At 69.2% G+C, this 24,837-nt stretch carries 27 protein-coding genes and 1 riboswitch; of the genes, 13 read left to right on the forward strand and 14 right to left on the reverse strand.

Annotation, left to right across the window (positions count from 1 at the left end):
- Positions 1–26: 26 nt before the first annotated feature.
- The 4 genes from ABZ910_RS07820 to ABZ910_RS07835 are packed head-to-tail and all read left to right on the forward strand — an operon-like array spanning position 27 to position 1,999.
- Positions 27–422 (forward strand): roadblock/LC7 domain-containing protein, encoded by a 396-nt coding sequence (locus ABZ910_RS07820; protein WP_361360689.1) that lies wholly within the window; start codon positions 27–29, stop codon positions 420–422.
- Between the two features lie 4 nt (positions 423–426).
- A complete protein-coding gene (locus ABZ910_RS07825) occupies positions 427–819 on the forward strand; it encodes a DUF742 domain-containing protein (protein WP_361360691.1) in 393 nt (130 codons plus the stop codon).
- Positions 797–1,381, forward strand: a complete 585-nt coding sequence (locus ABZ910_RS07830) for an ATP/GTP-binding protein (protein WP_361360692.1) — start codon at positions 797–799, stop codon at positions 1,379–1,381. Before ABZ910_RS07825 ends, ABZ910_RS07830 begins: the two co-directional genes overlap by 23 nt.
- Before the next feature lie 18 nt (positions 1,382–1,399).
- Complete coding sequence (locus tag ABZ910_RS07835) at positions 1,400–1,999, forward strand: GAF domain-containing protein (RefSeq protein WP_361360694.1); 600 nt, start codon at positions 1,400–1,402, stop codon at positions 1,997–1,999.
- Between the two features lie 64 nt (positions 2,000–2,063).
- Here the strand turns inward: ABZ910_RS07835 and ABZ910_RS07840 are convergent, their stop codons facing one another.
- A complete protein-coding gene (locus ABZ910_RS07840; protein ID WP_361360695.1) occupies positions 2,064–2,204 on the reverse strand; it encodes a hypothetical protein in 141 nt (46 codons plus the stop codon).
- Between the two features lie 225 nt (positions 2,205–2,429).
- Here ABZ910_RS07840 and ABZ910_RS07845 point away from each other — a divergent pair, with 225 nt between their 5' ends.
- Positions 2,430–2,714: a hypothetical protein gene (locus tag ABZ910_RS07845; protein ID WP_361360697.1), complete on the forward strand. Its 285-nt coding sequence runs from the start codon at positions 2,430–2,432 to the stop codon at positions 2,712–2,714.
- An 80-nt stretch (positions 2,715–2,794) separates the two neighbouring features.
- On the opposite strand, the gene ABZ910_RS07850 is transcribed toward ABZ910_RS07845, so the two are convergent.
- The 3 genes from ABZ910_RS07850 to ABZ910_RS07860 form a co-directional block, all read right to left on the reverse strand.
- Complete coding sequence (locus ABZ910_RS07850; RefSeq protein ID WP_361360699.1) at positions 2,795–3,454, reverse strand: hypothetical protein; 660 nt, start codon at positions 3,452–3,454, stop codon at positions 2,795–2,797.
- Positions 3,432–4,439: a hypothetical protein gene (locus ABZ910_RS07855; protein ID WP_361360701.1), complete on the reverse strand. Its 1,008-nt coding sequence runs from the start codon at positions 4,437–4,439 to the stop codon at positions 3,432–3,434. The genes ABZ910_RS07850 and ABZ910_RS07855 overlap by 23 nt, the downstream gene beginning before the upstream one ends.
- Before the next feature lie 409 nt (positions 4,440–4,848).
- Positions 4,849–6,288: a gamma-aminobutyraldehyde dehydrogenase gene (locus ABZ910_RS07860; RefSeq protein ID WP_361360702.1), complete on the reverse strand. Its 1,440-nt coding sequence runs from the start codon at positions 6,286–6,288 to the stop codon at positions 4,849–4,851.
- 201 nt (positions 6,289–6,489) lie between these two features.
- Here ABZ910_RS07860 and ABZ910_RS07865 point away from each other — a divergent pair, with 201 nt between their 5' ends.
- The 7 genes from ABZ910_RS07865 to ABZ910_RS07895 all read left to right on the forward strand — a co-directional run bounded on the left by ABZ910_RS07865 (position 6,490) and on the right by ABZ910_RS07895 (position 13,269).
- The gene (locus ABZ910_RS07865) at positions 6,490–7,008 is read left to right on the forward strand and encodes an Lrp/AsnC family transcriptional regulator (RefSeq protein WP_361360704.1); all 519 of its coding nucleotides are present in this window, start codon (positions 6,490–6,492) and stop codon (positions 7,006–7,008) included.
- Positions 6,993–8,375 (forward strand): aspartate aminotransferase family protein, encoded by a 1,383-nt coding sequence (locus ABZ910_RS07870; protein WP_361360706.1) that lies wholly within the window; start codon positions 6,993–6,995, stop codon positions 8,373–8,375. Before ABZ910_RS07865 ends, ABZ910_RS07870 begins: the two co-directional genes overlap by 16 nt.
- Before the next feature lie 220 nt (positions 8,376–8,595).
- Complete coding sequence (locus ABZ910_RS07875; RefSeq protein ID WP_361360708.1) at positions 8,596–9,342, forward strand: ATP-binding cassette domain-containing protein; 747 nt, start codon at positions 8,596–8,598, stop codon at positions 9,340–9,342.
- Positions 9,324–10,736: a hypothetical protein gene (locus ABZ910_RS07880; protein WP_361360710.1), complete on the forward strand. Its 1,413-nt coding sequence runs from the start codon at positions 9,324–9,326 to the stop codon at positions 10,734–10,736. The genes ABZ910_RS07875 and ABZ910_RS07880 overlap by 19 nt, the downstream gene beginning before the upstream one ends.
- Positions 10,737–10,837: 101 nt before the next feature.
- Positions 10,838–11,245: a VOC family protein gene (locus tag ABZ910_RS07885; protein WP_361360712.1), complete on the forward strand. Its 408-nt coding sequence runs from the start codon at positions 10,838–10,840 to the stop codon at positions 11,243–11,245.
- A gap of 120 nt (positions 11,246–11,365) precedes the next feature.
- A complete protein-coding gene (locus ABZ910_RS07890; protein ID WP_361361020.1) occupies positions 11,366–12,442 on the forward strand; it encodes a Rossmann fold nucleotide-binding protein in 1,077 nt (358 codons plus the stop codon).
- Between the two features lie 161 nt (positions 12,443–12,603).
- Positions 12,604–13,269 carry an LAETG motif-containing sortase-dependent surface protein gene (locus ABZ910_RS07895; protein WP_361360713.1) on the forward strand — a complete coding sequence of 222 codons (666 nt, stop codon included), beginning with the start codon at positions 12,604–12,606 and terminating at the stop codon, positions 13,267–13,269.
- A gap of 64 nt (positions 13,270–13,333) precedes the next feature.
- On the opposite strand, the gene ABZ910_RS07900 is transcribed toward ABZ910_RS07895, so the two are convergent.
- The 5 genes from ABZ910_RS07900 to rlmN form a co-directional block, all read right to left on the reverse strand.
- Positions 13,334–14,128 (reverse strand): maleylpyruvate isomerase family mycothiol-dependent enzyme, encoded by a 795-nt coding sequence (locus ABZ910_RS07900; protein ID WP_361360715.1) that lies wholly within the window; start codon positions 14,126–14,128, stop codon positions 13,334–13,336.
- A gap of 23 nt (positions 14,129–14,151) precedes the next feature.
- The gene (locus tag ABZ910_RS07905) at positions 14,152–15,180 is read right to left on the reverse strand and encodes an ABC transporter ATP-binding protein (RefSeq protein ID WP_361360717.1); all 1,029 of its coding nucleotides are present in this window, start codon (positions 15,178–15,180) and stop codon (positions 14,152–14,154) included.
- Positions 15,180–16,781 carry an iron ABC transporter permease gene (locus ABZ910_RS07910; RefSeq protein WP_361361022.1) on the reverse strand — a complete coding sequence of 534 codons (1,602 nt, stop codon included), beginning with the start codon at positions 16,779–16,781 and terminating at the stop codon, positions 15,180–15,182. Before ABZ910_RS07910 ends, ABZ910_RS07905 begins: the two co-directional genes overlap by 1 nt.
- Positions 16,782–16,819: 38 nt before the next feature.
- Positions 16,820–17,908, reverse strand: a complete 1,089-nt coding sequence (locus ABZ910_RS07915) for a thiamine ABC transporter substrate-binding protein (protein WP_361360719.1) — start codon at positions 17,906–17,908, stop codon at positions 16,820–16,822.
- A gap of 78 nt (positions 17,909–17,986) precedes the next feature.
- A riboswitch (TPP riboswitch) is annotated at positions 17,987–18,094 on the reverse strand.
- A 62-nt stretch (positions 18,095–18,156) separates the two neighbouring features.
- The gene (gene rlmN / locus ABZ910_RS07920) at positions 18,157–19,263 is read right to left on the reverse strand and encodes a 23S rRNA (adenine(2503)-C(2))-methyltransferase RlmN (RefSeq protein ID WP_361360721.1); all 1,107 of its coding nucleotides are present in this window, start codon (positions 19,261–19,263) and stop codon (positions 18,157–18,159) included.
- A 333-nt stretch (positions 19,264–19,596) separates the two neighbouring features.
- Here rlmN and ABZ910_RS07925 point away from each other — a divergent pair, with 333 nt between their 5' ends.
- On the forward strand, positions 19,597–20,475 hold the full coding sequence (locus ABZ910_RS07925; protein WP_361360723.1) for a metallophosphoesterase: 879 nt from the start codon (positions 19,597–19,599) through the stop codon (positions 20,473–20,475).
- A gap of 117 nt (positions 20,476–20,592) precedes the next feature.
- Here the strand turns inward: ABZ910_RS07925 and ABZ910_RS07930 are convergent, their stop codons facing one another.
- The 5 genes from ABZ910_RS07930 to tsf all read right to left on the reverse strand — a co-directional run bounded on the left by ABZ910_RS07930 (position 20,593) and on the right by tsf (position 24,681).
- Positions 20,593–20,805, reverse strand: a complete 213-nt coding sequence (locus ABZ910_RS07930) for a hypothetical protein (protein ID WP_361360725.1) — start codon at positions 20,803–20,805, stop codon at positions 20,593–20,595.
- Between the two features lie 274 nt (positions 20,806–21,079).
- Positions 21,080–22,141, reverse strand: a complete 1,062-nt coding sequence (locus tag ABZ910_RS07935) for a phosphatidate cytidylyltransferase (RefSeq protein ID WP_361360727.1) — start codon at positions 22,139–22,141, stop codon at positions 21,080–21,082.
- Positions 22,141–22,698, reverse strand: a complete 558-nt coding sequence (gene frr, locus ABZ910_RS07940) for a ribosome recycling factor (protein ID WP_361360729.1) — start codon at positions 22,696–22,698, stop codon at positions 22,141–22,143. Before frr ends, ABZ910_RS07935 begins: the two co-directional genes overlap by 1 nt.
- Positions 22,699–22,882: 184 nt before the next feature.
- Complete coding sequence (gene pyrH, locus ABZ910_RS07945) at positions 22,883–23,641, reverse strand: UMP kinase (RefSeq protein ID WP_361360731.1); 759 nt, start codon at positions 23,639–23,641, stop codon at positions 22,883–22,885.
- 203 nt (positions 23,642–23,844) lie between these two features.
- Entirely contained in the window at positions 23,845–24,681 is an 837-nt protein-coding gene (gene tsf / locus ABZ910_RS07950) for a translation elongation factor Ts (protein ID WP_361360733.1), read from the reverse strand.
- Positions 24,682–24,837 lie beyond the last annotated feature (156 nt).

Below are 24,837 nucleotides of genomic sequence, written 5' to 3' on the forward strand. Positions count from 1 at the left end.
ACGTCATCGAGGAGAAGTAGGCGATCGTGGTGAGCGAAGATCTTTCCTGGCTGTTGAGCGGCCTTCTGCAGCGCGTCCCCCACACACGCAGCGCCCTGCTGCTGTCCTCCGACGGCCTGGTGATGGCCGCGGACGGACTGGACACGGACGGCGCGGACCACCTGGCGGCCCTGTCCAGCGGGCTCTACTCGCTGGCCCGCAGCGCCGGCAAGCGGTTCGACGACGGCGGTGACGTACGCCAGATCGTGACCGAACTCAGCAACTCGCTGCTCTTCGTCTCCGCGGCCGGGCAGGGCGCCCTGCTGGCCGTGCTCGCCGGATCCGAGGCGGATGTGTCGGTCCTGGGCTACGAGATGACGATGATGGTCAAGGGCGTCCGTCGCCACCTCGGGGTGTCACCGCGTCAGTCGGTGGGGCAGTGAGCACATGCCCCACGCCCCGGGAGATCCGGAGAGGCCGCTGCTCGACGACGCCGTCGGGCGGCTGGTCCGGCCGTACACCGTCAGCGAAGGGCGCACCGCACCCACGCACCACTTCGACCTGATGACCATGGTGGTGGCGACCGGCAGCGCGCTGCGCAGCAACCTCGGACTGGACCACACCCGTGTGCTGGACCTGTGCCGCATCCCGGTCACGGTGGCCGAGATCGCGGGGCTCACCCGGATGCCGGCGACGGTCATCAAGGTGCTGCTGTCCGACCTGGTCGAGCGTGGCGCGGTCGTCACCCGACCGTTCAACCTGGCAAGTCAGGGGGCGAGTTCGGCCCCCGATCTCGATCTTTTGGAGGCGTTGCGGGATGGGCTCCTCAAACGGCTTTGAGGCACCCGGCACCGAATCCCTCCCGATGGGGATCAAGATTCTGATCGCCGGTGGTTTCGGGGTCGGCAAGACCACCTTCGTGGGAGCGGTCAGCGAGATCCAGCCGCTGAGCACGGAGGAGGTGCTGACCGAGGTCAGTGCCGCCACGGACCGGCTGGACGGGGTGGAGAAGAAGGCCACCACCACGGTGGCCATGGACTTCGGCCGGATCACCCTCAGTTCGGAGCACGTGCTCTATCTGTTCGGCACACCTGGGCAGGAGCGCTTCTGGTTCATGTGGGACGAGATGTCGGCCGGCGCGCTCGGCGCGATCGTCCTCGCCGACACCCGCCGCCTGGAGCACTCCTTCGCGGCCGTCGACTTCTTCGAGGCGCGCGGCATCAGTTTCATCGTCGCGGTCAACGAGTTCGACGGGGCGCACACGTACGAGCCGGACGAGGTGCGGGCGGCGCTCGACCTCAAGCCCGAGGTGCCGGTGGTGCTGTGCGACGCCCGTGTGTCGAGCTCGGGCATCCAGGTCCTGCTGTCGCTCGTACAGCATCTGATCACTTCCAGCGTCTGACCACTTCAAGGAGTTCCCATGTCAGCGAGCGTGTCCAGAACTCCCCTCGGAGGGGAGACGGGGATAGGCGTACGTCATCTCCTGCTCCCTCCGCAGGACCCTGAGGTCGAGGCCCGGACGCGCCGGCTCCGGGAACTCGGCATCGAGGACAGGCCGGTTCCCGAGTACGACGCGTTCGCGCGCGACCTGGCCCGGCGCACCGGCGGCTGCTACGCGGGCGTCAACTTCTTCCTCGACGAGAACCGCCAGTACTTCGCCGGCCTCTACAGCGCGGCCTCGGACACGACGGTGGAGCTGGAGACCCCGCTGCTCGAGGACCCGGTGCCGGGCCGCATCATGCCCCGCGACCTCGACATCGGCTTCTGCCCGCACGTGGTCCGGCGGCGCAAGGCCCTGGTGCTGGACGACGTCCGCGACTTCCCGCGCTTCGCCGGAAACCACGTCGTCGACGCCATCGGCATCCACTCCTACCTGGGCGCCCCGCTGATCGACAGCACGGGCATGGTGCTGGGCACGATCTGCTCGGTGGACCAGGACCCGCACCCCTGGGGCCACGAGGGCCTGGAGACCATCAAGTCGATGGCGGCCGAACTGGTGGAGCGCATCGAGGGACGGTGAGCGGACGAGAAGCCGGGCCCCGGACGCGAATGCCTCCCGTCCGGGGCCCGGCTTCTCGTATGCGTCAGCCCAGTGGCTCGTCCGGCGGCACCTGTCGCACCCCCGCCAAGTGGCCGTCCGGTTCGCCCGGTTCGAAGCGGCACATGCCCACCGCGTGCCAGAACTCGCCGGTGACGTCGCCCTCGTACTTGCAGCCGCCGGGCATGCCGACCAGGGTGGCGCGCAGGGTGGGCAGGGAGTCGGCGGGGATGTTCCACAGGCGTACCGTGCCGCCCTCGCCTGCGCTCGCCAGGAGGGAGCCGTCGGGGCGGAAGGACAGCGGACGTGTGCGCGGTGGCGGCGTCGGTGGGGCGCCGGCATTGACCCGTTGCGGTCCGTGGTCGGTGGCGTCTCCCGAGCCCGCGCCGCACTCCGTGCTGGAATCCCTCGCATGGACAAGGGCAACATCGACACCCCGGACGCCGGCGACCTGGATGCCGCGGCCCGCCGCTACTGCGCGTCGGAGGGCTGGGCGCTGCCCGACGGCAGCTACCCGATCCGCCCGGCGGACCTGCACGGCAGGGAGGACCTGCACCGGGCGATCCACGCGGTCGGCCGGGGCCGCCGCGACCCGCACGACATGATCCGCCGGCACATCATGGAACGCGCCCGCGCGCTCGGCCTGTCCGAGGAGATCCCCGAGGACTGGAACCCCGACGGCAGCCTCAGCGGCTAGAACAGACCCGGGTTTGTGCCCTTCACGGCACCGATGAACGCCGACCGGGTGGACACCGTGAAGAGTGAGCTTCGTTGACATCAGCAACGGATGTCGGTGTGGCAATACGCGGCGATGCACTGCAGCAGAGCTCGCGCCTCATCAGGCGAACAGGTCTCACGGGGCGCGTCGTGCCGTGGACACCCGTCCAGCGGACCGAGGACCAAGTTTTCGCGTTCCTCATGCTGCTCTCCGAGCACGAGCGTCACCGTCAGACCTTGGTGACCACTGCGATGGAACAATCCTGACGAAATTCGATATATCTGACCGGCCGAGATCGCCTGCCGACTTCTGGGCGCACTGGTGACGCGGCGCCCAGTTGCTCGGACTTCGTCAATGGTCCCCACGCTTGTTATGGCGTACAGCGCGTGTTCCGGTCTCTCCGGCTCTTCACGGATGTCCACCATCTGATTGAACGCGGTGCCACACACCACATAGCTCCACAGATCCCAGCTGTGGGCATGGACGACTGGTGACGACGTCTCACCACTCTCCGGCCATACATGCAGACACAGACCCACCTTGCCGGATCGATACAACGGGAAACAGATGAATTCAAGCGGATGCCTGATGACCGGTGCGGGAAGCTGCTCTGGATTGATGGTCGGCAACGCGCGTCGAACCCATTCGCCAGCAGCCTTGGTGTCGCCGTTACGGAGAGCTCGAACGGCAATGCTTTCATACGTACGGATTCTGCGCATGGATGGCTCGCCTGACGATGAGATCAACCTTTTCGTCATTGAAGTGATCGGGAAGAGTCAACTGCAATCGAGCAAATAGCTCCCGGGCCTCACTGGGCGTGGGCTCATCGCTCAATCTTGGTGCATCCGTGAGCGACACCCTGTGGGATTGCTCGAACTGTTCGACCAGTTCATTACGCCAGTACTTGTAAAAGAAGCAACCTTCCTCGATCACCATCGCGGGGAACCGAGGTCCGCGCTCGGTGATGAAGAGGTAGTTCTGCGTCATGTCCCAACGAAACAGAGTCATCGTCGAGGAAAGTGCCACCTCGATCTTGAGTAGTGGATGACGCTGCTTATACCAGCACGCCGCAAAGATTGTCGAATACAACTCCCGCTGCGTCCCCTCACCGGTCCAGCTCTCTTCGTCTTCATTGGGATCCTCGACGCCGTACCGAAAAAAATCGGCATAGCGCTGACAGAGGACCTGGTCTCGAGGATCGAGGATTTCGAGACGGACGCTCAAGGATCCACCGTCGTCCAGGACCCTTTCGACGCACTCAGGAAGAACCACAGCCCTCACGAACGTTGCGGTACCGCCTCGGAAAATCCACTCGTTGGCTCTGCTCCGCGCCTCAGTCAAAGACCGATTGATGTCGTCTCCGTACAGAATCCTGATGGCGGCCCCTTCGTCCAGGGTTGCCCTGTAGCCATCCAGAGTTGCCCTGTGGTCCGTTATCAGATCCTCGATCATCCCGATCCGCCTGAGGTAAGAAGGAAACTCCTCCAGCGACTGGTGGGCCGAGATCAGCTTTGCCCGGGAATCGGGTTCGGCATCGAAATCCCACTTGTTCCTCAATAATGAAAGCGCCAGTGCGGCAAGGGTCACGAGGATGGCACTGTTGACAACCGAGGCAGATACGGAATTAGTGAGGCCGAGTATGCCGACGACCACCGCCGTGATCAGCGCAATGAGCGCATCGGAGTTCGCACCCAGCCAACGCATGAAAGCCCATGTCCGCACGGATGGCCACCCTCTCGTCCGCAGCTCTGTGGCCGTGTGTCACGCTGCAGGTCGGCGCTCGACACTACGGCCGGATGGTTACCCTCACTGGCGCCAGGCAAACGACGGCATCGACGCAACGAAAAGCGGCACGCCGGATTCCGATTTAAGAGGCATGGTTGGGCGATCAGCGGCGCAGCGTACGGGTTTCCTATTGTGAGCAGCTTCCGACCACGGTCCCCCTTCTCCGCACTCTCTCCACCAGTCCCCGACTGGTCTGTCACGAGCGTGCCACAGTCAATGCGGTCCGTGGTCGGTAATCCGAAGAACAGTCGATCAGGTGGGGAGACAACGCGGCCCCGGACGGACCGTCGTCCGACCGGGGCCGCGCGCTCGCTACGTCAGCCGTGCGTCAGCTGTCCAGCGACGTCATCACGTGCTTGATCCGCGTGTAGTCGTCGAAGCCGTACGCCGAGAGGTCCTTGCCGTAGCCGGACTTCTTGAAGCCGCCGTGCGGCATCTCGGCGACGAGCGGGATGTGGGTGTTGATCCACACGCAGCCGAAGTCGAGCTTCTTGGACATCCGCATGGCGCGGCCGTGGTCCTTGGTCCACACCGAGGAGGCGAGGGCGTACTCGACGCCGTTGGCCCACTCGACCGCCTGGTCCTCGTCGGTGAAGGACTGGACGGTGATGACCGGGCCGAAGACCTCCTTCTGGATGATCTCGTCGTCCTGCTTGAGGCCCGAGACGACGGTCGGGGCGTAGAAGTAGCCCTTCTCGCCGACCCGGTGGCCGCCGGTCTCGACCTTGGCGTGGGCCGGGAGGCGCTCGATGAACCCGGAGACCTGCGTCAGCTGGTTGGGGTTGTTGAGCGGGCCGTACAGCACGTCCTCGTCGTCGGGCTGGCCGGTCTTGGTCTCGGACGCGGCCTTCGCGAGCGCGGCCACGAACTCGTCGTGGATGGACTCCTGGACGAGGACGCGGGTGGCGGCCGTGCAGTCCTGGCCGGCGTTGAAGAAGCCCGCCACGGAGATGTCCTCGACGGCCTTGGCGATGTCGGTGTCCTCGAAGACGACGACCGGCGCCTTGCCGCCCAGCTCCAGGTGGACCCGCTTGAGGTCCTTGGACGCCGACTCGGCGACCTGCATGCCCGCCCGGACCGAGCCGGTGATGGAGGCCATGGCCGGGGTCGGGTGCTCGACCATCATGCTGCCGGTCTCGCGGTCGCCGGTGATGACGTTGAAGACGCCCTTGGGCAGGATCGAGCCGATGATGTCGGCGATCAGGACGGTGGAGGCGGGGGTCGTGTCCGACGGCTTCAGTACGACCGTGTTGCCCGCGGCGATCGCCGGGGCGAACTTCCAGACCGCCATCATCATCGGGTAGTTCCACGGCGCGACCTGCGCGCAGACGCCGACCGGCTCGCGGCGGACGATGGAGGTCAGGCCCTCCATGTACTCGCCGGCCGAGCGGCCTTCGAGCATCCGCGCCGCGCCCGCGAAGAAGCGGATCTGGTCGATCATCGGCGGGATCTCCTCGTCCCGCGTGAGTCCGACCGGCTTGCCGGTGTTCTCCACCTCGGCCGCGATCAGTTCCTCGGCGCGCTCCTCGAACGCGTCCGCGATCTTCAGCAGCGCCTTCTGCCGCTCGGCGGGCGTGGTGTCGCGCCAGCCGGGGAAGGCCTCGGCGGCGGCCGCCATCGCGGCGTCCACGTCCGCCTGGCCGGACAGCGGCGCGGTCGCGTACGCCTCTCCCGTCGCCGGGTTGACGACCTCGGTGGTCCGTCCGTCGGCGGCGTCCCGGAACTCACCGTCGATGTAGTTGCGCAGACGACGCAGCTCGGTGCTCACTGCCGGCCCTCCTGTCGGGTTCTGACTGCTTTTCGGTCTCTCCGTGCCTTCGTGCGTCCCAGTCACTGAGACATCCACACCCTAGTCCGCAACCCCGCGTTTTCAACACCCCCAGGCCCACCAGAACTGCGAAATCCGTAGACCTGAATGTCGTAGACAACGAATTTCATCGATACGACCTTGCGGAACTGTCGAGACGTCGTGCACAGTGAGGTCGTGGCCAGTCGAAGCGCAGACCAGAGGGACGTGTCCCGCGAGTCCAGGAACGGCACCCCCCACCTGGACGCCGTCTCCCTCGCCATCATCGAGCAGCTCCAGGAGGACGGGCGCCGGCCCTACGCCGCGATCGGCAAGGCCGTCGGCCTGTCCGAGGCGGCCGTGCGCCAGCGCGTGCAGAAGCTGCTCGACCAGGGCGTGATGCAGATCGTCGCCGTCACGGACCCGCTCACCGTGGGCTTCCGCCGGCAGGCGATGGTCGGGATCAACGTCGACGGCGACGTGGAGGCCGTGGCCGAAGCGCTGAGTGACATGTCGGAAGTCGAGTACGTGGTGATGACCGCGGGCTCCTTCGACGTCCTCGCCGAGATCGTCTGCGAGGACGACGACCACCTGCTGGACGTCATCAACAAACGCATGCGGGCCCTGCCCGGCGTGCGCTCCACCGAGAGTTTCGTCTACCTCAAGCTGAAGAAGCAGACCTACATGTGGGGAACCCGATAGCCGTGAGCACTAAGGACCTGAGCCGTACCGCGTACGACCACCTGTGGATGCACTTCACCCGCATGTCCTCGTACGAGAGCGCCCCCGTCCCGACCATCGTCCGGGGCGAGGGCACCCACATCTACGACGACCAGGGCAGGCGCTACCTCGACGGCCTCGCCGGTCTGTTCGTGGTCCAGGCCGGACACGGCCGCACCGAACTCGCCGAGACCGCCTTCAAGCAGGCCCAGGAGCTGGCGTTCTTCCCGGTGTGGTCCTACGCCCACCCGAAGGCGGTCGAACTGGCGGAGCGCCTGGCCGACTACGCGCCCGGCGACCTGAACAAGGTCTTCTTCACCACCGGCGGCGGCGAAGCCGTCGAGACCGCATGGAAGCTCGCCAAGCAGTACTTCAAGCTCACCGGCAAGCCCACCAAGCACAAGGTCATATCCCGCGCGGTCGCCTACCACGGCACCCCGCAGGGCGCCCTGTCCATCACCGGACTCCCGGGCCTGAAGGCCCCCTTCGAGCCGCTGGTGCCGGGCGCGCACAAGGTCGCGAACACCAACCTCTACCGCGCCCCGATCTTCGGCGACGACCCGGAGGCCTTCGGCCGCTGGGCCGCCGACCAGATCGAGCAGCAGATCCTCTTCGAGGGCGCGGACACGGTCGCAGCGGTCTTCCTGGAGCCCGTGCAGAACGCCGGCGGCTGCTTCCCGCCCCCGCCCGGCTACTTCCAGCGCGTGCGAGAGATCTGCGACCAGTACGACGTCCTGCTCGTGTCGGACGAGGTCATCTGCGCCTTCGGCCGCCTCGGCACGATGTTCGCCTGCGACAAGTTCGGCTTCGTACCGGACATGATCACCTGCGCCAAGGGCATGACCTCGGGCTACTCCCCGATCGGCGCCTGCATCATCTCCGACCGCCTCGCCGAGCCCTTCTACCAGGGCGACAACGTCTTCCTGCACGGCTACACCTTCGGCGGCCACCCGGTGTCGGCCGCGGTGGGCCTCGCCAACCTCGACCTGTTCGAGCGCGAGGGCCTCAACCAGCACGTGCTGGACAACGAAGGCGCGTTCCTGTCGACCCTGCAGAAGCTGCACGACCTGCCGATCGTCGGCGACGTCCGCGGCAACGGCTTCTTCTACGGCATCGAGCTCGTCAAGGACAAGAACACCAAGGAGACCTTCGACGCGGAGGAGACCGAGCGCGTCCTGTACGGCTTCGTCTCCAAGGCCCTGTTCGACAACGGCCTGTACTGCCGTGCCGACGACCGCGGCGACCCGGTCATCCAGCTCGCCCCGCCGCTGATCTCGAACCAGGAGACGTTCGACGAGATCGAACAGATCCTGCGCGCGACGCTGACGGAGGCGTGGACCAAGCTCTGAGCCACCCTCGGTTCCGATCTTCCTCCTGGGGGATCAACTCCGGCCCCGGTGCCGTCCGTTCGAGTGAGAACGGCCGCCCGGGGCCGTGTGCTGTCCTGCCTCCCGGCGGCGGCTGCCTAGCGTGCGAGTGACCGATCGGCCCCGCCTTCGTTCACCCGGACGAGGGATGAAGTACGCGAACAGCAACGGGACTCAACGAGTCAGAACCGAGGTGTACGCCATGGAGGCCCCGCCGGACAACGACGTGCTCTGGGCACGCTCCCTGTACTTCCGGCACGACGACGGCTCGCCCGCGCTCGCCGGCGTCTCGCTCAGCGTGCGGGAGGCCGAGATCCTCGCCGTCAGCGGACCGCGCGGCAGCGGCAAGACGACCCTGCTGCGCTGCATGTCCGGCCTGGTGCCGACGCAGCGCGGCGAGGTCTGGTTCAACAGCACGCCCGTGCACACCATGAGCCCGCTCGCCCGGGAACGCCTGCGCCGCGACCGCTTCGGCTGGATCGACCCGGCGCCGGTGCTCGTCCCCGAGCTGAACGTCTGGGAGAACACCGCCCTTCCCCTGATGCTGCGCGGCACCAGCCGCCGCCGGGCCAAGACCTCCGCCCTGGAGTGGCTGGAGCGCCTCGACGTCGGCGACACCTCCCGCAAGCACCCGCACGAGCTGCGCCAGGCCGAACGCCAGCGCGTCTCGATCGCCCGCGCGCTGGCCCCGGCGCCGACGGTCCTGTTCGCCGACGAGCCGACGGCCCCGCTGTACCGGGCCGATCGCGCGCATGTGCTGCGGACGCTCACCACGGCGGCCCGCTCGCACGGCATCACGGTGGTGCTGGCCACGCACGACGCCGAGACGGCGGCCCTCGCCGACCGCACGGTGGCGCTGCTGGACGGGCGGCACGTGAACACCGTGCACCTGCCTCCGGTCCCCGAGACCGAGACGGAAGGCCGGGCCGCGTGCTCGCTCTCCGTCTGACGCGCGGCGCCCATCCCGTCGTCCACCTGCGCCGCCTGCTGGTGGCGGCGGCCGCGGCCGGCACCGGCTTCCTGCTCCTGTCCGCCCTGGGCTACGCGATGGGCCACCCCGGGGACCCCGCGGCGTCGGGGGCGCGCCTCGCCTGGTGCGCGGTGCCCCTCGCGGCCACGGTCCACTTCGCGGTGGCCGTCGCCCGTACCGACCCGGGCACGAAACCGCGCCGCGGGCTGTCGGCCATCGGCCTCGGACCGGGGCAGCTGATGGCCGTCTCGGCGCTCACCACGGCCCTGTCCTGCACGCTGGGTTCGACGGTGGCACTGCTGTTCTTCCTGCATCTGCGGGGGGACCTGACGGGCCTGCCCTTCGACGGCGCCGCCGCCGGCCTCCTGGCCGCGGACGCGCCCCTCCCCCTCGCCGCCGCCATGACCCTGCTGGCCCTGGTCCCGGGGATCGCGTCGGGGACGGTGGCCCTGGTCCTGCGCCCGCGGGACGCCCGCCCTGCGACGAGCGGGGCGCGGCGCGCCCACAGGGCGTTCGGCGCGTACGGCCGCGGGGGGCAGCGGGAGACGTTCGGGGCGTACGGACGGTTCGGCACCCGCCTGCGCGTGCGCCCGGCCGCGAACGGCACCGCCGGGAAGGGCACGACCACGGCCGTCACCCTGCCGGACGGCGACGCCTCCGACGGCACCGCTCCGGACGACGCGGAGGGAACGCCGGAGCACGCCGCCCCGGCCGGTGACTGGGCCGACGCCTGCGCCCGCCCCGGCGACGACACCCCGGCCCCGCGCGACGCCCCGGCCGGTCTGCCCTGGGGCGTCGCCGTCCTGGCCGCGGGCCTCGCCGTGGAGGCGTACGCGAGCCGCTCCGTCACCGAGCCCGTCTCCGTCCTCCCCGGCGAGCTCGCGGGCAACCCCGCGGGAGTGCTCGTCGGCTGGACACTGACCGCGCTCGGTCTGGTCCTGGCGGCCCCCGGGCTCACGCACCTCTGCGGACGGCTGCTGCAGTCGGCACACCCGAGCGCGCTCCGGCTGCTCGCCGGCCGGGTCCTCATGGCCGAGGCCGCCCGCATCGGCCGTCCGCTCGGCGTCGTCTGCGCGGTCGCGTCGGGCGCGTACGCCATGATCGCGCTGTACGGCGGAACGGCCGCGTCCTTCGGCCCGCTGACCACCCTCGGCGTCCTCCTGGTCGCCGGATGCACGGTGGCGACCCTGCTCATGGCGGCCGTGGCGACCAGGCAGTCCCGCGCCGACACCGTCGCCGCCCTGCGCCGCCTGGGCGCCCCCGCCGCGGTGCTGCGCGGCGCCGCCGCCCTCCGCGCGGCCGCCCTGGTCGCCCTGTTCGCCCCGCTGACCCTGCTGATCGCGGACCTGGCGGCGCTCCCGCTGGCCGGCTGAGAGCCGAGAATCGTACGAAGGAGACGCGCGGCCGCCGATGAGTTTTCCGGTGGCCGCCGGTCTACCCCACCGAACGGCACGGAACCCGAGGGAGAGACCGCATGTACCAGCAGATGATCTTCGTGAACCTGCCCGTGGACGACGTCGACGCGTCGAAGAAGTTCTTCACGGAGCTCGGCTACACGATCAACCCGCAGTTCACGACCGACGACTGCGCCTGCGTGGTGATCAGCGACACGATCATCGCGATGCTGCTCGGCAAGGGGCGCTACTCCGACTTCACGAAGAAGGAGATCGCGGACGCGACCAGGACCAGCGAGGTCCTGCTGTGTCTGAGCGCCGAGAGCCGCGAGAAGGTCGACGAGCTGGTCGACAGGGCGCTCGCGGCCGGGGGCACCGCGAGCGGCGAGCCCCAGGACCACGGCTTCATGTACGGCCGTGCCTTCGACGACCTCGACGGCCACACCTGGGAGGTCATGTGGATGGACCCGGCGGCGGTGCAGGGCTGACCCGGCCCGGGCCGTCGGCCCGAACGGCTGTGCCAGCATGGGCGGGTGCATCCGACACCCGCCCAGCCCGAACAGTCCGATCAGACCCCGCCGACCGAACGGCCCGTCCACGACCGTGAGATCGAGACGCTCGCCGAGTTCGACCAGGTCGTCGCCGAGCACGGCTCGCTCGCCGGATTCCGCGTCCAGGCCGTCGATCTGACCGACCGCACCAGCGTGTTGCTCTCGGTCGACGCCTGGGAAGCCGTCTTCCTCGGCTGCCCGATGGCCCCGGAGGCGGCCGCCCGGGTCCGCGCCGCCGGAGCCCTGGTGTTCCCGCCGCTCCCGGGACTGCCCTTCGACCCGTACCGGGGCTTCGTCTACTCCCCCCACGAGCTGTTCGCAGCGCTGGAGAAGGGATACGAGGCGACGCCCGACGCGCAGGCGTACGCCTGGTTCCAGCGGACGAAGACCGACGGTGACATCTACGCCTCGATGCTCCGCGCCGTCCACGACGACTCCGTCTCCGACGCGCTCGACGAACTCCTCGCCGGGGCACGGGTGGTGGGCGTCATGGGCGGTCACGCCATGGCCCGCGGCACGCAGGAGTACGCCGGCGCCGCACGCCTCGGCCGCGAGCTGGCCCGCTCCGGCTTCACGGTGGCCACGGGCGGCGGACCCGGCGCCATGGAGGCGGCGAACCTCGGCGCCTACGCCGCCCCGTTCGACGACGGGATGCTCACCGAGGCCCTCGAACTCCTCGCCAAGGCACCGTCGTTCCGGCCCTCCATCGCCGACTGGGCGCAGGCCGCCTTCGAGGTGCGCGAGCGTTGGCCGGACGGCGGGGCGTCGGTCGGCATCCCCACCTGGTTCTACGGCCACGAGCCGCCGAACGCCTTCGCCTCCCACATAGCCAAGTACTTCGCCAACGCCACCCGCGAGGACGGGCTGCTGGCCCGTTCCAACGCGGGCGTGGTGTTCCTGCCGGGCGCGGCCGGCACCGTGCAGGAGATCTTCGACAACGCGACGCCGAACTACTACGAGTCCCGGGGCGAGCCGACGCCGATGGTGCTCGTGGACCGGACGCACTGGACGCAGACGCTGCCGACGTGGCCGCTGCTCCAGTCACTCGCCCGCGACCGGGCGATGGAGGACCGGATCGCGCTGGTTGGCCGGATCGAGGAGGTCCCGGAGGTCTTGAAACGTATCGGTGGTTAATAAGAAGGCAAAGTCAACTCCCGTGGAACGCTTGTGCGTTGACAGTGCTTATGGAGTGCTTATAGATCTGTGTGCCTCACGGGGATGGTGAAGCGTCGGTCACACCTTCGCTTCAACTCCTCCACAGCCCCCCGCAGTTCAGCACTCTGTAAAGGACAATCGTGTCCCTGACTCGCCGCAGCGCACGCTCAGTGCGCATCCTGGGTGTTGCCTCCGCCTCCGCCGCGCTCGTCCTGGGCGTCGCCGGTTCGGCTCTCGCATGCCAAATCAGTGAATTCTCCGCCGAAGCCAAGTGCGACGGCACCAAGGGATCCATCGTCGTCACCGACAAGGACTACTCCGGCACGCCCGCCGTCATCACCGTCTTCCTGGAGGAGAACGGTGCGGACGCGAGGCAGGTCGGCAAGCCGCAGGAGGTCAAGGGTTCCGCCGAGGGCACCACCGTGACCTTCGAAGAGGACTGGAAGCCGGGCGCGACGTACCGCGTCCACGTCAAGGCCGGCCGGGTCGACGAGGACATCAAGACGCCGCTGACCACCCCGTCCACGGCCTGCAAGTCCGAGGACAGCCCGGCCCCGTCGGCCTCGCCGTCGAAGTCCGTCCCGGCCGAGGAGAGCCCGGCCCCGTCGGCCTCGGAGAGCAGCTCCGCCCCGGCGGGCACCTCGAGCAACGCGCCGTCCCCGGCGGCCGGTGGCTCGAACCTCGCCGAGACCGGTGCGAACTCCAACACCGGCATGATCGCCGGCATCGCTGCGGCCCTGGTCGCCGTCGGTGGCGGTGCCGTGTTCTTCGGCATGCGCCGCCGTGGGGCGAAGAACGGCAGCTGACGCCTCACTTCCGTACACCGTCGTGGCCCGTCCCCGTAACCCGGGGGCGGGCCACGGCCGTTGGTCAAAACCTCGCCCACTCCAGCCAGGACGCCAGCACCGCACGGTCACCCAGAACCTCCAACTCCGGGCTGTCCAGCGGGAGTCGACGGAGGAAGGCGAGCAGGACGGAGGTCAGCGGGCCGCGCAGGGCCACGGTCGCCTTCTCGTGGCCGCGGCGCCAGTCGACGCCCTCCGCGCCGAACTCCACGATCCACTCGGCGTTCGTCTCCGGCGTGGTGTCGGTGGCGTGGAGGTGGATGCTGCGCGCGGGCCCCTGCGGCTCCGGCGCCGTACCGCGTCCCCTGCGCTGCTGGAGCCACGCGGCCATCTGCAGCCACTCGTCGAGCGTGTCGGCGGCCACCTCGGCCGCCAGTTCGTAGGGCTGCCCGAGGGCGAGCGCGGCGTCCGCGCGGTGCACGGCGATCTCGTGGGTCATACGGCGGGCCCAGAAGCCGGAGCTGTGGTCCCCGAACCAGCTCCACACCTTGGCGTCAGGACCGGCCTCCCGCAGCGTGCCGACGATCAGATCCGCGCTCTTTGCCAGCCAGGCGTCGAGGGCGGCGGGGTCGCCCTGCTCCTCGGGGCCGTCGCGGAGCGGGATCTGCTCGCGCGGGACGTTCTCCTGAGCGCGGGCGGCGACGAGGGCGTTCGCCCAGCGCAGCGCGCCGCCCGCGTGCCGTGCGAGCTGCTCCAGCGTCCAGTCCGGGCAGGTGGGGACGGGTGCGCCCAGGTCGGCACCGGAGGTCACCAATTCCCTCAACCCGGCCACCTGGTGGGCGATTTCGTCGCAATAGCGGTCGTGCGTCATCAGCGTCATGCCGTCACCCTAGGCCGTGACGATCAGCCGAGTACGACGATGTCGGCCGCGTCGAAGTCCACGCCGACCTCGGCGCCCGGCTCCGGTGCCTCGCGCAACGGGCAGGCCGCCTCCAGGCGGGGGCCGTCCTCGGGCTGGAGGTGGACGGCGACGTGCGTGCCCTTGAAGGTGCGCGCGGACACCGTGCAGCGCAGTCCCTCGCCGGCCGGCACCAGCCGTACCCCGGCGGGCCGCACGAGCAGCGTGCTCCGGCCCTGCGGCGCACCCTCGGGCACCGGGAGCTTCCCCCACGGGGTGACGGCGGCCCCTTCGGCGACGTTCGCCGCGACGACGTTCTCGAAGCCGAGGAACCGCGCCACGAACGCGTCGGCGGGCCGCTGCCAGACCTCAAGTGGCGTACCGGACTGGGCGATCCGGCCGTCCCGCATCACCACGACCCGGTCGGCGAGCGCGAACGCCTCGCCCTGGTCGTGCGTCACGGCCAGCACGGTGGTGCCCAACCGGCCGAACAGCTCCCGGAGTTCGACGACCAGCCGCTCCCGCAGCGAGCGGTCGAGCTGGCCGAGCGGTTCGTCCAGCATCAACAGCCGGGGCCGGGGCGCGAGAGACCGGGCCAGCGCCACACGCTGCTGCTCGCCACCGGAGAGCCCGGCCACGGCCCGGCGGGCGGCCCCCGGAAGCCCGACGAGATCCAGCAACTCCCCTATTTCCGTGACCTGTTGCTTCTTGGAAGCGCCCTGCATCCGCAGCCCGAACGCCACGTTGCCGCCCACGTCCCGCTGCGGGAACAGCTGATGGTCCTGGAACATCAGCCCGACCCCCCGCCTGTGCGCGGACACCGCCGCCTGGTCTCTCCCGTCGAGCGACACGCGCCCGGAGTCCAGGGGCTGCAGTCCGGCCACGGCCCGCAGGAGCGTCGACTTGCCGCTGCCGCTGGGCCCGAGCACGCAGACGATCTCGTGCTCGGCGACGTCGAGGTCGACGGCGTCGAGCACGGCCCGTCCGCCGAAGCGCACGGTCGCGGCCTGAAGGCTCAGCAGACCCGGCTGCATCAGAACTCCCCTGTCCGATCGGTCCGCAGCCGCTCCAGCACCAGCAGCGCCACCGCGCACACCACCATCAGAATCGTCGAAAGGGCCATCGCCTGGCCGTAGTTGAGGTCACCGGGCCGCCCCAGCAGCCGCGCCACGGCGACCGGCAGCGTGGGCTGATCGGGCCGCGCGATGAACACGGTCGCCCCGAACTCCCCCAGCGACACGGCGAAGGCGAACCCGGCGGCGATCAGCAGCGCCCGCCGCACCATCGGCAGGTCGACCTCCCGCCACACCCGCCACGGCGACGCCCCGAGCACGGCCGCCGCCTCCCGCAGCCGCCCGTCGACCGCCCGCAGCACGGGCAGCATGGTCCGTACGACGAAGGGCACGCCGACCAGCGCCTGCGCGAGCGGGACCAGGATCCAGGACTGGCGCAGGTCCAGCGGCGGCTTGTCCAGCGCGACGAGGAAGCCGAAGCCGACGGTCACGGCGGAGACGCCGAGGGGCAGCATCAGCAGCGCGTCGAAGCCCCGCACGATCCGGCCGGCGTCGCCACGGGCCAGCGCTGCGGCGGCGAGAGCGCCGATGACCACGGCGACGGCGGTGGCGGCGACGGCGTACTCGAGCGAGTTCCCGATCGCCCAGATCGGCGCCACCAGGAACGTACCGCCGTCCGTGCGGGTCAGGGCGCGGTAGTACCCGAAGTCCGGTGCCTCCAGGGATCGCCCGACCAGCACGGCGAGCGGCAGCAGCAGGAGTACGGCGACGGTGGCGAGCACGCCCGCCAGCACCGCCCGCTGCCCGGCCCCGCGCGGCCGGCGCGCCGTCACCGAGGCGTCCACCAGCCGCAGCGTGCTCTCCCGCCGCCGTACCGTCCAGGCGTGCACGGCGAGGACGGCGCCCACCGCGACGAACTGGACGAGCGTGAGGACCGCGGCCGTGGAGAGGTCGAAGAGCTCGGACGTCTGCCGGTAGATCTCCACTTCGAGGGTCGAGAAGGCGGGGCCGCCGAGGATCTGCACCACGCCGAAGGAGGTGAAGGTGAACAGGAACACCATCAGTGCGGCGGCGGCCACGGCCGGAGCCAGCGCCGGCAACGTGACCGTGCGCCAGGCCCGCAGCGGCGAGGCGCCCAGCATCCGCGCGGCCTCCTCCTGGCGCGGGTCGAGCTGGGCCCACAGCCCGCCCACCGTCCGTACGACGACCGCGTAGTTGAAGAAGACGTGCGCCAGGAGGATCGCCCACACAGTGGTGTCCAGCCGTACGCCCCACAGGTCGTCGAGGAGCCCGCCACGTCCGACGAGCGCCAGGAACGCCGTACCGACGACGACCGTGGGCAGCACGAACGGAACGGTGACGACAGCCCGCAGGACCTGCTTGCCCGGGAAGTCGAGCCGGGCGAAGACATAGGCGCCGGGCAGCGCGACCAGGAGAGTCAGCGCGGTGGAGACAAGCGCCTGCCAGGTGGTGAACCACAGGACGTGCCGGATGCCGGACTGCGAGATGACATCGACGACACGGCCCAACCGCCAGACACCGTCGGCCTTCAGGCCCCGGGCGACGATCGCGACGACGGGCCAGGCGAAGAAGACGGCGAAGAACGCGACGGGCCCGGCCATCAGCCCGAGCCGCGCCGCGCCCCCGCGCTTGGTCGCCGCTACTTCAGTACGAGCGACGTCCACGACTTGACCCACTGGTCGCGGTTGGCGGCGATGTGGCCGGGGGCCATGGTCTCGGGGTCCTTGGCCTGGGGGCCGTACTTGACGAACTCGGCCGGCGCCTGGGCGCCCTTGACCACGGGGTAGACGAACATGTTGAGCGGCATGTCGTTCTGGAACTCGCGACTCAGCAGGAAGTCGATGAGCGCCTTGCCGCCCTTGGTGTTGCGGGCGTTGCTCAGCAGTCCGGCGTACTCGGTCTGCCGGAAGCAGGTGCCGGTCGCCACGCCGGTCGGGGCGGTGGTGGGCTTCGGGTCGCCGTAGATGACCTCGGCGGGCGGCGAGGAGGCGTACGAGACGACGAGCGGCCGGTCGCCGTGCGCCTTCATGCCGCCGGCGGAGCCGGAGAACTCCTGGTCGTACGCCTGCTCCCAGCCGTCGACGACCTTGACGCCGTTGGCCTCGAGCTTCTTCCAGTACCCCTCCCAGCCCTTGTCGCCGTAACGCGCGGCGCTGCCGAGCAGGAAGCCGAGGCCCGGCGAGGAGGTGGCGGCGTTCTCGGTGACGAGGAGGTTCTTGTACGCGGGCTTGGCCAGGTCGGCGAAGGTCTTCGGCGGGGTCAGCCTGTGCTTGCTGAAGTACGCCTTGTCGTAGTTGACACAGATGTCGCCGGTGTCGATGGGCGTGACCCGGTGCTTGCCCTGGTCGACCCGGTACTGCGGCTGGATCAGCTCAGCACCCTTGGCCTGGTACGGCTGGAACAGCCCGTTGTCGAGAGCGCGGGACAGCAGGGTGTTGTCGACGCCGAAGAAGACGTCGCCCTGCGGGTTGTCCTTGGTGAGGATCGCCTTGTTGACGGCCTGCCCGGCGTCGCCGTCCTTGAGGACCCTGACCTGGTAGCCGGACTGCTTCTCGAAGTCCTTGAGGACGCTCTTCGAGACGGCCCACGAGTCGTGGCTGACGAGGGTGACGGTCTTGGAGTCCGCGCCCCCCTTGCTGTCGTTGCCCGTGGGTCCGCACGCGGACAGCGTGACGAGGCCGAGGCCGACCGCGGCGGCCACTGCGGTCCTGGTGTGCTTGATCTGCACTGGATTCCTCCTGGGGTGACCAGGAAGAGACGCGGCCCTGTCCGGGCCCCGCGAGGAGGCCCGGACAGGGCGCAACAGCTTGAGTGATGTCCGAACTCCCTACCCAGAATGACCTGGGCGAGGTTCAGAGGGTCTGCGGCCCGGTTGCCGCACTCTCAGCGCTGTGGCGCTCCCCTGTCGGAATATGACGATGTATGAAGTTGTACGGCGTAGTGCAGGCCCCAGAATACCGCCAGGCCCCCGCCGGTCTACCGTTCGGTCGCCGCCAGCTGACCGCAGGCCCCGTCGATCTCCTGACCGCGGGTGTCCCGGATGGTGACGGGCACCCCGTGGGCCGCGATGGCCTCGACGAAGGCCTTCTCGTCCTCGGGCCGGGACGCGGTCCACTTGGAGCCGGGGGTCGGGTTGAGCGGGATGAGGTTGACGTGCACGGGCTTGCCCTTGAGCAGCCGGCCGAGCCGGTCGCCGCGCCACGCCTGGTCGTTGATGTCCCGGATGAGCGCGTACTCGATGGACAGCCGGCGCCCGGACTTGGCCGCGTACTCGAGCCCGGCGTCCAGCACCTCGCGCACCTTCCACCGCGTGTTCACGGGGACGAGGGTGTCGCGCAGCTCGTCGTCGGGCGCGTGCAGCGAGACGGCGAGGCGGCACTTGAAGCCCTCGTCGGCGAAACGGTGGATCGCCGGGACGAGCCCGACGGTCGACACGGTGATCCCGCGCTGCGAGAGGCCGAGCCCGTCGGGCTCGGGGTCGGTGAGGGCGCGGATGGCACCCACGACGCGCTTGTAGTTGGCGAGCGGCTCGCCCATGCCCATGAAGACGATGTTGGACAGCCGGGCGGGACCACCGGGAACCTCACCGTCCCGCAGCGCCCGCATCCCGTCCACGATCTGGTGCACGATCTCGGCCGTGGACAGATTCCGGTCGAGCCCCGCCTGCCCGGTCGCGCAGAACGGGCAGTTCATGCCGCAGCCCGCCTGCGAGCTGATGCACATGGTCACCCGGTCCGGGTAGCGCATCAGCACCGACTCGACGAGCGTCCCGTCGAACAGCCGCCACAGCGTCTTGCGCGTGCTGCCCTGGTCGGTCGCCAGGTGCCGTACGACCGTCATCAGCTCAGGCAGCAGTGCCTCCTGCAGCTTGCCGCGCGACCCGGCTGGGATGTCGGTCCACTCCGCCGGGTCGTGCGCGTACCGCGCGAAGTAGTGCTGCGAAAGCTGCTTCGCACGAAACGGCTTCTCGCCGATCGCGGCAACGGCTTCCTTGCGCTCGGCGGGCGAGAGATCGGCGAGATGCCGCGGCGGCAGCTTGGCTCCGCGCGGGGCGACGAAAGTGAGTTCTCCGGGCTTAGGCATGGCCTCACCAGTGTCGCAGATCCAATTGGGTGACCTGCGGCTGTCAGTCTCCACGACTGTCATCAGTAGTCGTCGCCGGCCCAGGGACGGCCCGAGAGCGCGCGCTCGAGTGGGTGGGATGATCTCCCCGAAGGGGTGGGCATGGACATGTTTGAGCTGATGGAGTGGCTGGCCGAGCGCGAAGTCACGCGGCTGTCGTTCAGCATATTGGGCAGCGCTCATCCCTGAGCCCGTTCGATTTCACGGGGGTCGGGGCAGCCAGGATCCCACGGAGGGGACCGCATGGCGAGAAAGCCATGGCTCGTCGCCGGTGCCGGAGGCTAACTTCGGACGATGCGGATCTTGCATCTCTCGGACACCCATCTGGACCGGTCCGGCGGCCCCGACGAGGACGGCGGCGATGGCACTGCGGCCCTCCGTCGCTTGCTGGGCGAACTAGGTCATCTGGACGACCTCGACGCGGTGGTGGTCACCGGCGACGTCGCGGACGACGGCTCTCACGAGGCGTACACGCGGGCACGTGAACTCCTGTCCGGCTACGCCGACCGACGAGGGGCGCACGTCTTCTACACCACCGGTAACCACGACGACCGCACCGCCTTCGCCGACGTGCTCGGCAGCGGCCATGTTCAGCCCGAGGCGGTGTACGAGGGAGCCACGGGTGAGCGGGCAGGGGCGACCACCCTCGGCGGATGGCGGATGATCACGCTGGACACGCTCGTTCCGGGCAAGGGCTACGGTCGACTCGACGGCGGCCAACTCGACTGGCTCCGCCAACTACTTGTCACCCCGGCACCAGTGGGCACCGTCCTGGCCTTCCACCACCCGCCCGTTGCCCTGGACGACGACGTTCAGCAAGCGCTCGGCCTGCAGAACAGCGCAGAGCTAGGCGAAACGATCCGCGGGACTGACGTCCAGCTCATCCTGTGCGGGCACTATCACCTGCAGATACTGGCACGCCTGGAACAAGCGACAGTCTGGGTCACCCCCGGCGTCGTCAGCCGTATCGACCTCACCGCTCGCCCCGGCACCGTGCGGGCGGTCCACGGCCCATCGGCCTCCCTCATCCACCTGGGAGCGCCCCACGGGCCACTCATCCATACGCTCCACGCACGAGACCCTCGCATGGGCGAGACGGTCTACGAGGCCGACGAGGAAAGGGTGCGCGAAGCCATCGAAAGGCTCGGCCCCTCTCCTACGGTCCTGAACTGAGCCTGTTCCTCCACCGGACGGGACTCGCCGACGGGTCGGCACAGTCCCCCCGACTCTCCCGGCTACGCTCGCGCGGGAGCGCCCCGCGGCGCGTGGCTGCGGGGCGCCTTGTGGGGTTCAGTCGACCGTCTCCCCGTCGTGCGTACCGCCCTTGCAGGGGTTGCCCGGCTCATTGATCGCGGGCATTCCGCCGCCCTGCCTGCACTCGGAAGGGGTGACGGAGGATGGGGCACCCTGTGCGGCGGCGGTGGCGGTGGCGGCGCCTGTGAGGCCGAGTCCGGCGAGGGCTGCCGTGGCGATGCCGGCGGCGAGGAGTCGTCGAATGCGCATGTGGTTCCCCTTTCACGGAGTGCCTCGGTTGGGGCACTAGCCAGCTTGATCTTCACCCATGTGGGTGGCACGTCATATTGCGCCATTCGGGTGACATTGCTGTCGGGGTGCGAGGTCGGTGACGCGACCCGTCGGACAGGCCCCAGCTGTATTGATCACGAGCGCTGTCGACAGTCGTGGGGCTTGATCATGGTGCGCGGCCTGCTCGCCCGTGTACGACAGCGAGCCCTCGCCCGGAAAAGGCGAGGGCCCGACAAGTGCTCCGAAGTCGCGACTACGCGGAGCCTACGAAGATCACCAACAGCAGCCACACCACAGGAGCCGTCGGCAGCAGGGAGTCCAGGCGGTCCATGATGCCGCCGTGGCCGGGCAGCAGGCTGCCCATGTCCTTGATGCCGAGGTCCCGCTTGATCATGGACTCGCCGAGGTCGCCGAGCGTTGCGCTGGCCGCCACCGCGAGCCCCAGCAGCAGGCCCTGCCACCAGGTGCCGTCGTCGATCAGGAACTGCATGCACAGCGCGCCCGCGACCATGGCGAAGGAGATCGCGCCGAGCAGGCCCTCGCGGGTCTTGCCGGGGCTGATGCGCGGGGCGAGCTTGTGCTTGCCGAAACGCCAGCCGACGGCGTACGCACCGGTGTCGCTGACAACCGTGAGGAGCAGGAACGTCAGCACGCGCCACGGGCCGTCGTGGGCGTCCAGCATCATCGCGACGAAGGTCGCCAGGTACGGCACATAGAACGCCGCGAAGACGCCGGCCGTGACGTCCCGCAGATAGTTCTCGGGCGGTTCCGTCATCCGCCAGACCAGGACGGCCAGCGCCGTGAGCGCCATGGCCACCCAGGCACCCTCGGCACCACGGACGTACCCCGCGACGACCATCGCGGCGCCACCGATCGCCAGCGGGACCAGGGGCGCCTTGATGTCCTTGCGCTCCTGGAGCCGGCTGGTCAGCTCCCACAGGCCCACCACGACGGCGACCGCGACCACACCGACGAACACGGCCTTGACGATGAACAGCGAAGCGACGATCACGGCGCCGAGCCCGACGCCGACCCCTATGGCCGCGCCCAGGTCCCGGCCCGCGCTCTTCTTCTTCGGTGCGGGCACCGGTTGCGGGGCGGGGGGCATGGGCTCCGGATTCTGCGGCGCCGTTCCCTGGGGGTACGCCGACGGGGTCGTGGTGCGGAACGTCCGGTCCCGGACCGTGGGGTCGGGGACCGTGTGGTCTCGGAACGTCTCGTCGTGGGACAAGGGGCCGCTGAGCCGGCCGGGCCCGTGCTCGATGGGCCCCGCGTACCCGGTCTGCGGCGGCGCCCCCCAGGAAGAGTCGTTCATCAGACCTCGAGCAGCTCCGCTTCCTTGTGCTTCAGGAGCTCGTCCACCTGGGCGACGTACTTCGCGGTGGTGTCGTCGAGCTCCTTCTCCGCACGGCGGCCCTCGTCCTCGCCGACCTCGCCGTCCTTGATCATCTTGTCGATGGCGTCCTTGGCCTTGCGACGCACCGAGCGGATCGAGACGCGGGCGTCCTCCGCCTTGCCCTTGGCGACCTTGATGTAGTCGCGGCGACGCTCCTCGGTGAGCTCGGGGAACACCACACGGATGATGTTGCCGTCGTTGCTCGGGTTGACGCCCAGGTCGGAGTCGCGGATCGCCTGCTCGATGTTGCGCAGCGCGCTCTTGTCGAACGGGGTCACGACGGCCATGCGCGGCTCCGGCACGGAGAACGAAGCCAGCTGGTTGATCGGCGTCGGCGCGCCGTAGTAGTCGGCCACGATCTTGTTGAACATCGCCGGGTGCGCACGGCCGGTGCGGATCGCGGCGAAGTCCTCCTTGGCGACCACGACGGCCTTCTCCATCTTCTCCTCGGCCTCGAGGAGGGTCTCTTCGATCACCACTTGCTCCTGCGTGTCTTGAGTAAGGCCCGGCTGCGGTTGCCTGTCGGTGGCGGCGGCCGGCTGCGTCGCGTCTTCTTCCTGCACGGTTCCCGACCGGCAGAACATTGTCCATCCCCCGGTCAGGGTCCGTCCCGCTCGACCCCCGAACGGATGCGGTACGGGGGTGGCGGCGGTGCGCCGGTCAGTGCCGGCTGCCGTGGTCTCCCACGAGCGTGCCGATCTTCTCACCCTTGACGGCCCGAGCGATATTGCCCTCCGCCAGGAGCTCGAAGACCAGGATCGGGAGCTTGTTGTCGCGGCACAGCGTGACAGCCGTGGCGTCGGCGACCTTCAGATCGCGGGTGATGACCTCGCCGTAGCCGAGGGAGTCGAACTTGACGGCGTCCGGGTTGGTCTTCGGGTCGGCGTCGTAGACGCCGTCCACACCGTTCTTGCCCATCAGCAGCGCCTCGGCGTCGATCTCCAGAGCGCGCTGGGCGGCGGTGGTGTCGGTGGAGAAGTACGGCATGCCCATACCGGCGCCGAAGATGACCACGCGGCCCTTCTCCAGGTGGCGGATGGCGCGCAGCGGGATGTACGGCTCGGCGACCTGGCCCATGGTGATGGCGGTCTGCACCCGGCTGTCGATGCCCTCCTTCTCCAGGAAGTCCTGAAGGGCGAGGCAGTTCATCACGGTGCCGAGCATGCCCATGTAGTCCGAGCGGGCCCGGTCCATGCCGCGCTGCTGGAGCTCGGCGCCACGGAAGAAGTTGCCACCGCCGATGACGACCGCCACCTGGGCGCCGTCGCGCACGACCGCCGCGATCTCACGGGCGATCTTGTGCACCACGTCCGGGTCGACGCCGAGGCCCCCGCCGCCAGAGAATGCCTCGCCGGACAGCTTCAGCAGAAACCGGCCGGATACTTTGCCGTCGTCGCTCTTCTGGGCCTTGGTGGTCATGGGGATCCCGCCTCTTTCACGTGGTGCACATACGAAGAAGGCCATTGCCGGTGGGGTTGCTGTTCGCTCCCATGCGCGGCAATGGCCTCCTCGTCAGATCTGCTGCCGTCCGGCCCGTGCCCGGCTGGGGCACCGTGTACGGACGACTGCTGTCGACCCTATAGGGGTCGCGCGTCGATCGTGGTGTCGATCGCGGTACGGACTCAGATGCCGACCTTGATGCGCGAGAAGCGCTTCAGGGTGACACCGGCCTCGTCCAGAATCTTCTGGACCGACTTCTTGTTGTCCAGCGCGTACGGCTGGCCGAGCAGCGTCGCGTCCTTGAAGAAGCCGTTGAGACGACCCTCGACGATCTTGGCGATCGCGGCCTCGGGCTTGCCCTCGGCGCGGGTGGTCTCCTCGGCGATGCGGCGCTCGGACTCGACGACCTCGGCCGGGACGTCCTCCTTGGAGAGGAACTTCGGCGCGAAGGCGGCGATGTGCTGGGCGACGCCCTTGGCGATCTCGGCGTTCGGCTTGTCCAGCTCGACGAGGACACCGATCTGCGGCGGCAGGTCGGGCATCGTGCGGTGCATGTACGCCGTCACGTAACCGCCGGCGAACTGCGCGAAGCGGTCGAGGACGATCTTCTCGCCGAGGTTGGCGTTGGCCTCGTCCACGAACGCCTGGACGGTCTTGCCGGGCTCGATCTCGGAGGCGAGCAGGGCCTCGATGTCGGCCGGGGAGGTCTTGGCGACGTGCTCGGCGATGGCCTTGGCCACGGCCTGGAACTTGTCACCCTTGGCGACGAAGTCCGTCTCGCACTTCAGCTCGACGATGACGCCGGAGGAGTTGTCGTCGGCGATGACGGAGACCACGGCGCCGTTCTCGGCGGAGCGGCCCTCGCGCTTGGCGACGCCCTTCTGGCCCTTGATGCGGAGCGCCTCGACGGCCTTGTCGACGTTGCCCTCGGCCTCGTCCAGCGCCTTCTTGCAGTCCATCATGCCGGCGCCGGTGAGCTCACGAAGCTTCTTGACGTCGGCGGCGGTGTAGTTCGCCATGAGTCTGTGAATCTTTCTCGAAGTCTGGAAGATCGAAGATCAGCGGGGTCTGCGTTCCCCGTGCCGTCCATGGAGCGGGGTCCCGCTGACACATCACTGACCTACGGGTGAACGGCGGGGGCGGTTTTCATGTCACCGCCCCCGCCGTCAACTCTG

It is taken from the genome of Streptomyces sp. NPDC046805 (assembly GCF_040645355.1).
In the GTDB taxonomy this organism is placed as follows: domain Bacteria; phylum Actinomycetota; class Actinomycetes; order Streptomycetales; family Streptomycetaceae; genus Streptomyces.

Excerpts from the sequence above, each read along its gene's own strand:
- ABZ910_RS07835 (WP_361360694.1), top strand. The coding sequence starts at position 1,400 with ATGTCAGCGAGCGTGTCCAGAACTCCCCTCGGAGGGGAGACGGGGATA.
- pyrH (WP_361360731.1), bottom strand. The coding sequence starts at position 23,641 with ATGACCACCAAGGCCCAGAAGAGCGACGACGGCAAAGTATCCGGCCGG.
- tsf (WP_361360733.1), bottom strand. The coding sequence starts at position 24,681 with ATGGCGAACTACACCGCCGCCGACGTCAAGAAGCTTCGTGAGCTCACC.
- ABZ910_RS07900 (WP_361360715.1), bottom strand. The coding sequence starts at position 14,128 with ATGACGCTGATGACGCACGACCGCTATTGCGACGAAATCGCCCACCAG.
- ABZ910_RS07930 (WP_361360725.1), bottom strand. The coding sequence starts at position 20,805 with ATGCGCATTCGACGACTCCTCGCCGCCGGCATCGCCACGGCAGCCCTC.
- ABZ910_RS07850 (WP_361360699.1), bottom strand. The coding sequence starts at position 3,454 with ATGCGCAGAATCCGTACGTATGAAAGCATTGCCGTTCGAGCTCTCCGT.
- ABZ910_RS07935 (WP_361360727.1), bottom strand. The coding sequence starts at position 22,141 with ATGAACGACTCTTCCTGGGGGGCGCCGCCGCAGACCGGGTACGCGGGG.
- ABZ910_RS07875 (WP_361360708.1), top strand. The coding sequence starts at position 8,596 with ATGGAGGCCCCGCCGGACAACGACGTGCTCTGGGCACGCTCCCTGTAC.
- ABZ910_RS07840 (WP_361360695.1), bottom strand. The coding sequence starts at position 2,204 with ATGCCCGGCGGCTGCAAGTACGAGGGCGACGTCACCGGCGAGTTCTGG.
- ABZ910_RS07830 (WP_361360692.1), top strand. The coding sequence starts at position 797 with ATGGGCTCCTCAAACGGCTTTGAGGCACCCGGCACCGAATCCCTCCCG.
- ABZ910_RS07910 (WP_361361022.1), bottom strand. The coding sequence starts at position 16,781 with ATGGCCGGGCCCGTCGCGTTCTTCGCCGTCTTCTTCGCCTGGCCCGTC.
- ABZ910_RS07905 (WP_361360717.1), bottom strand. The coding sequence starts at position 15,180 with ATGCAGCCGGGTCTGCTGAGCCTTCAGGCCGCGACCGTGCGCTTCGGC.
- ABZ910_RS07855 (WP_361360701.1), bottom strand. The coding sequence starts at position 4,439 with ATGCGTTGGCTGGGTGCGAACTCCGATGCGCTCATTGCGCTGATCACG.
- ABZ910_RS07925 (WP_361360723.1), top strand. The coding sequence starts at position 19,597 with ATGCGGATCTTGCATCTCTCGGACACCCATCTGGACCGGTCCGGCGGC.
- ABZ910_RS07885 (WP_361360712.1), top strand. The coding sequence starts at position 10,838 with ATGTACCAGCAGATGATCTTCGTGAACCTGCCCGTGGACGACGTCGAC.
- ABZ910_RS07845 (WP_361360697.1), top strand. The coding sequence starts at position 2,430 with ATGGACAAGGGCAACATCGACACCCCGGACGCCGGCGACCTGGATGCC.
- rlmN (WP_361360721.1), bottom strand. The coding sequence starts at position 19,263 with ATGCCTAAGCCCGGAGAACTCACTTTCGTCGCCCCGCGCGGAGCCAAG.
- ABZ910_RS07825 (WP_361360691.1), top strand. The coding sequence starts at position 427 with ATGCCCCACGCCCCGGGAGATCCGGAGAGGCCGCTGCTCGACGACGCC.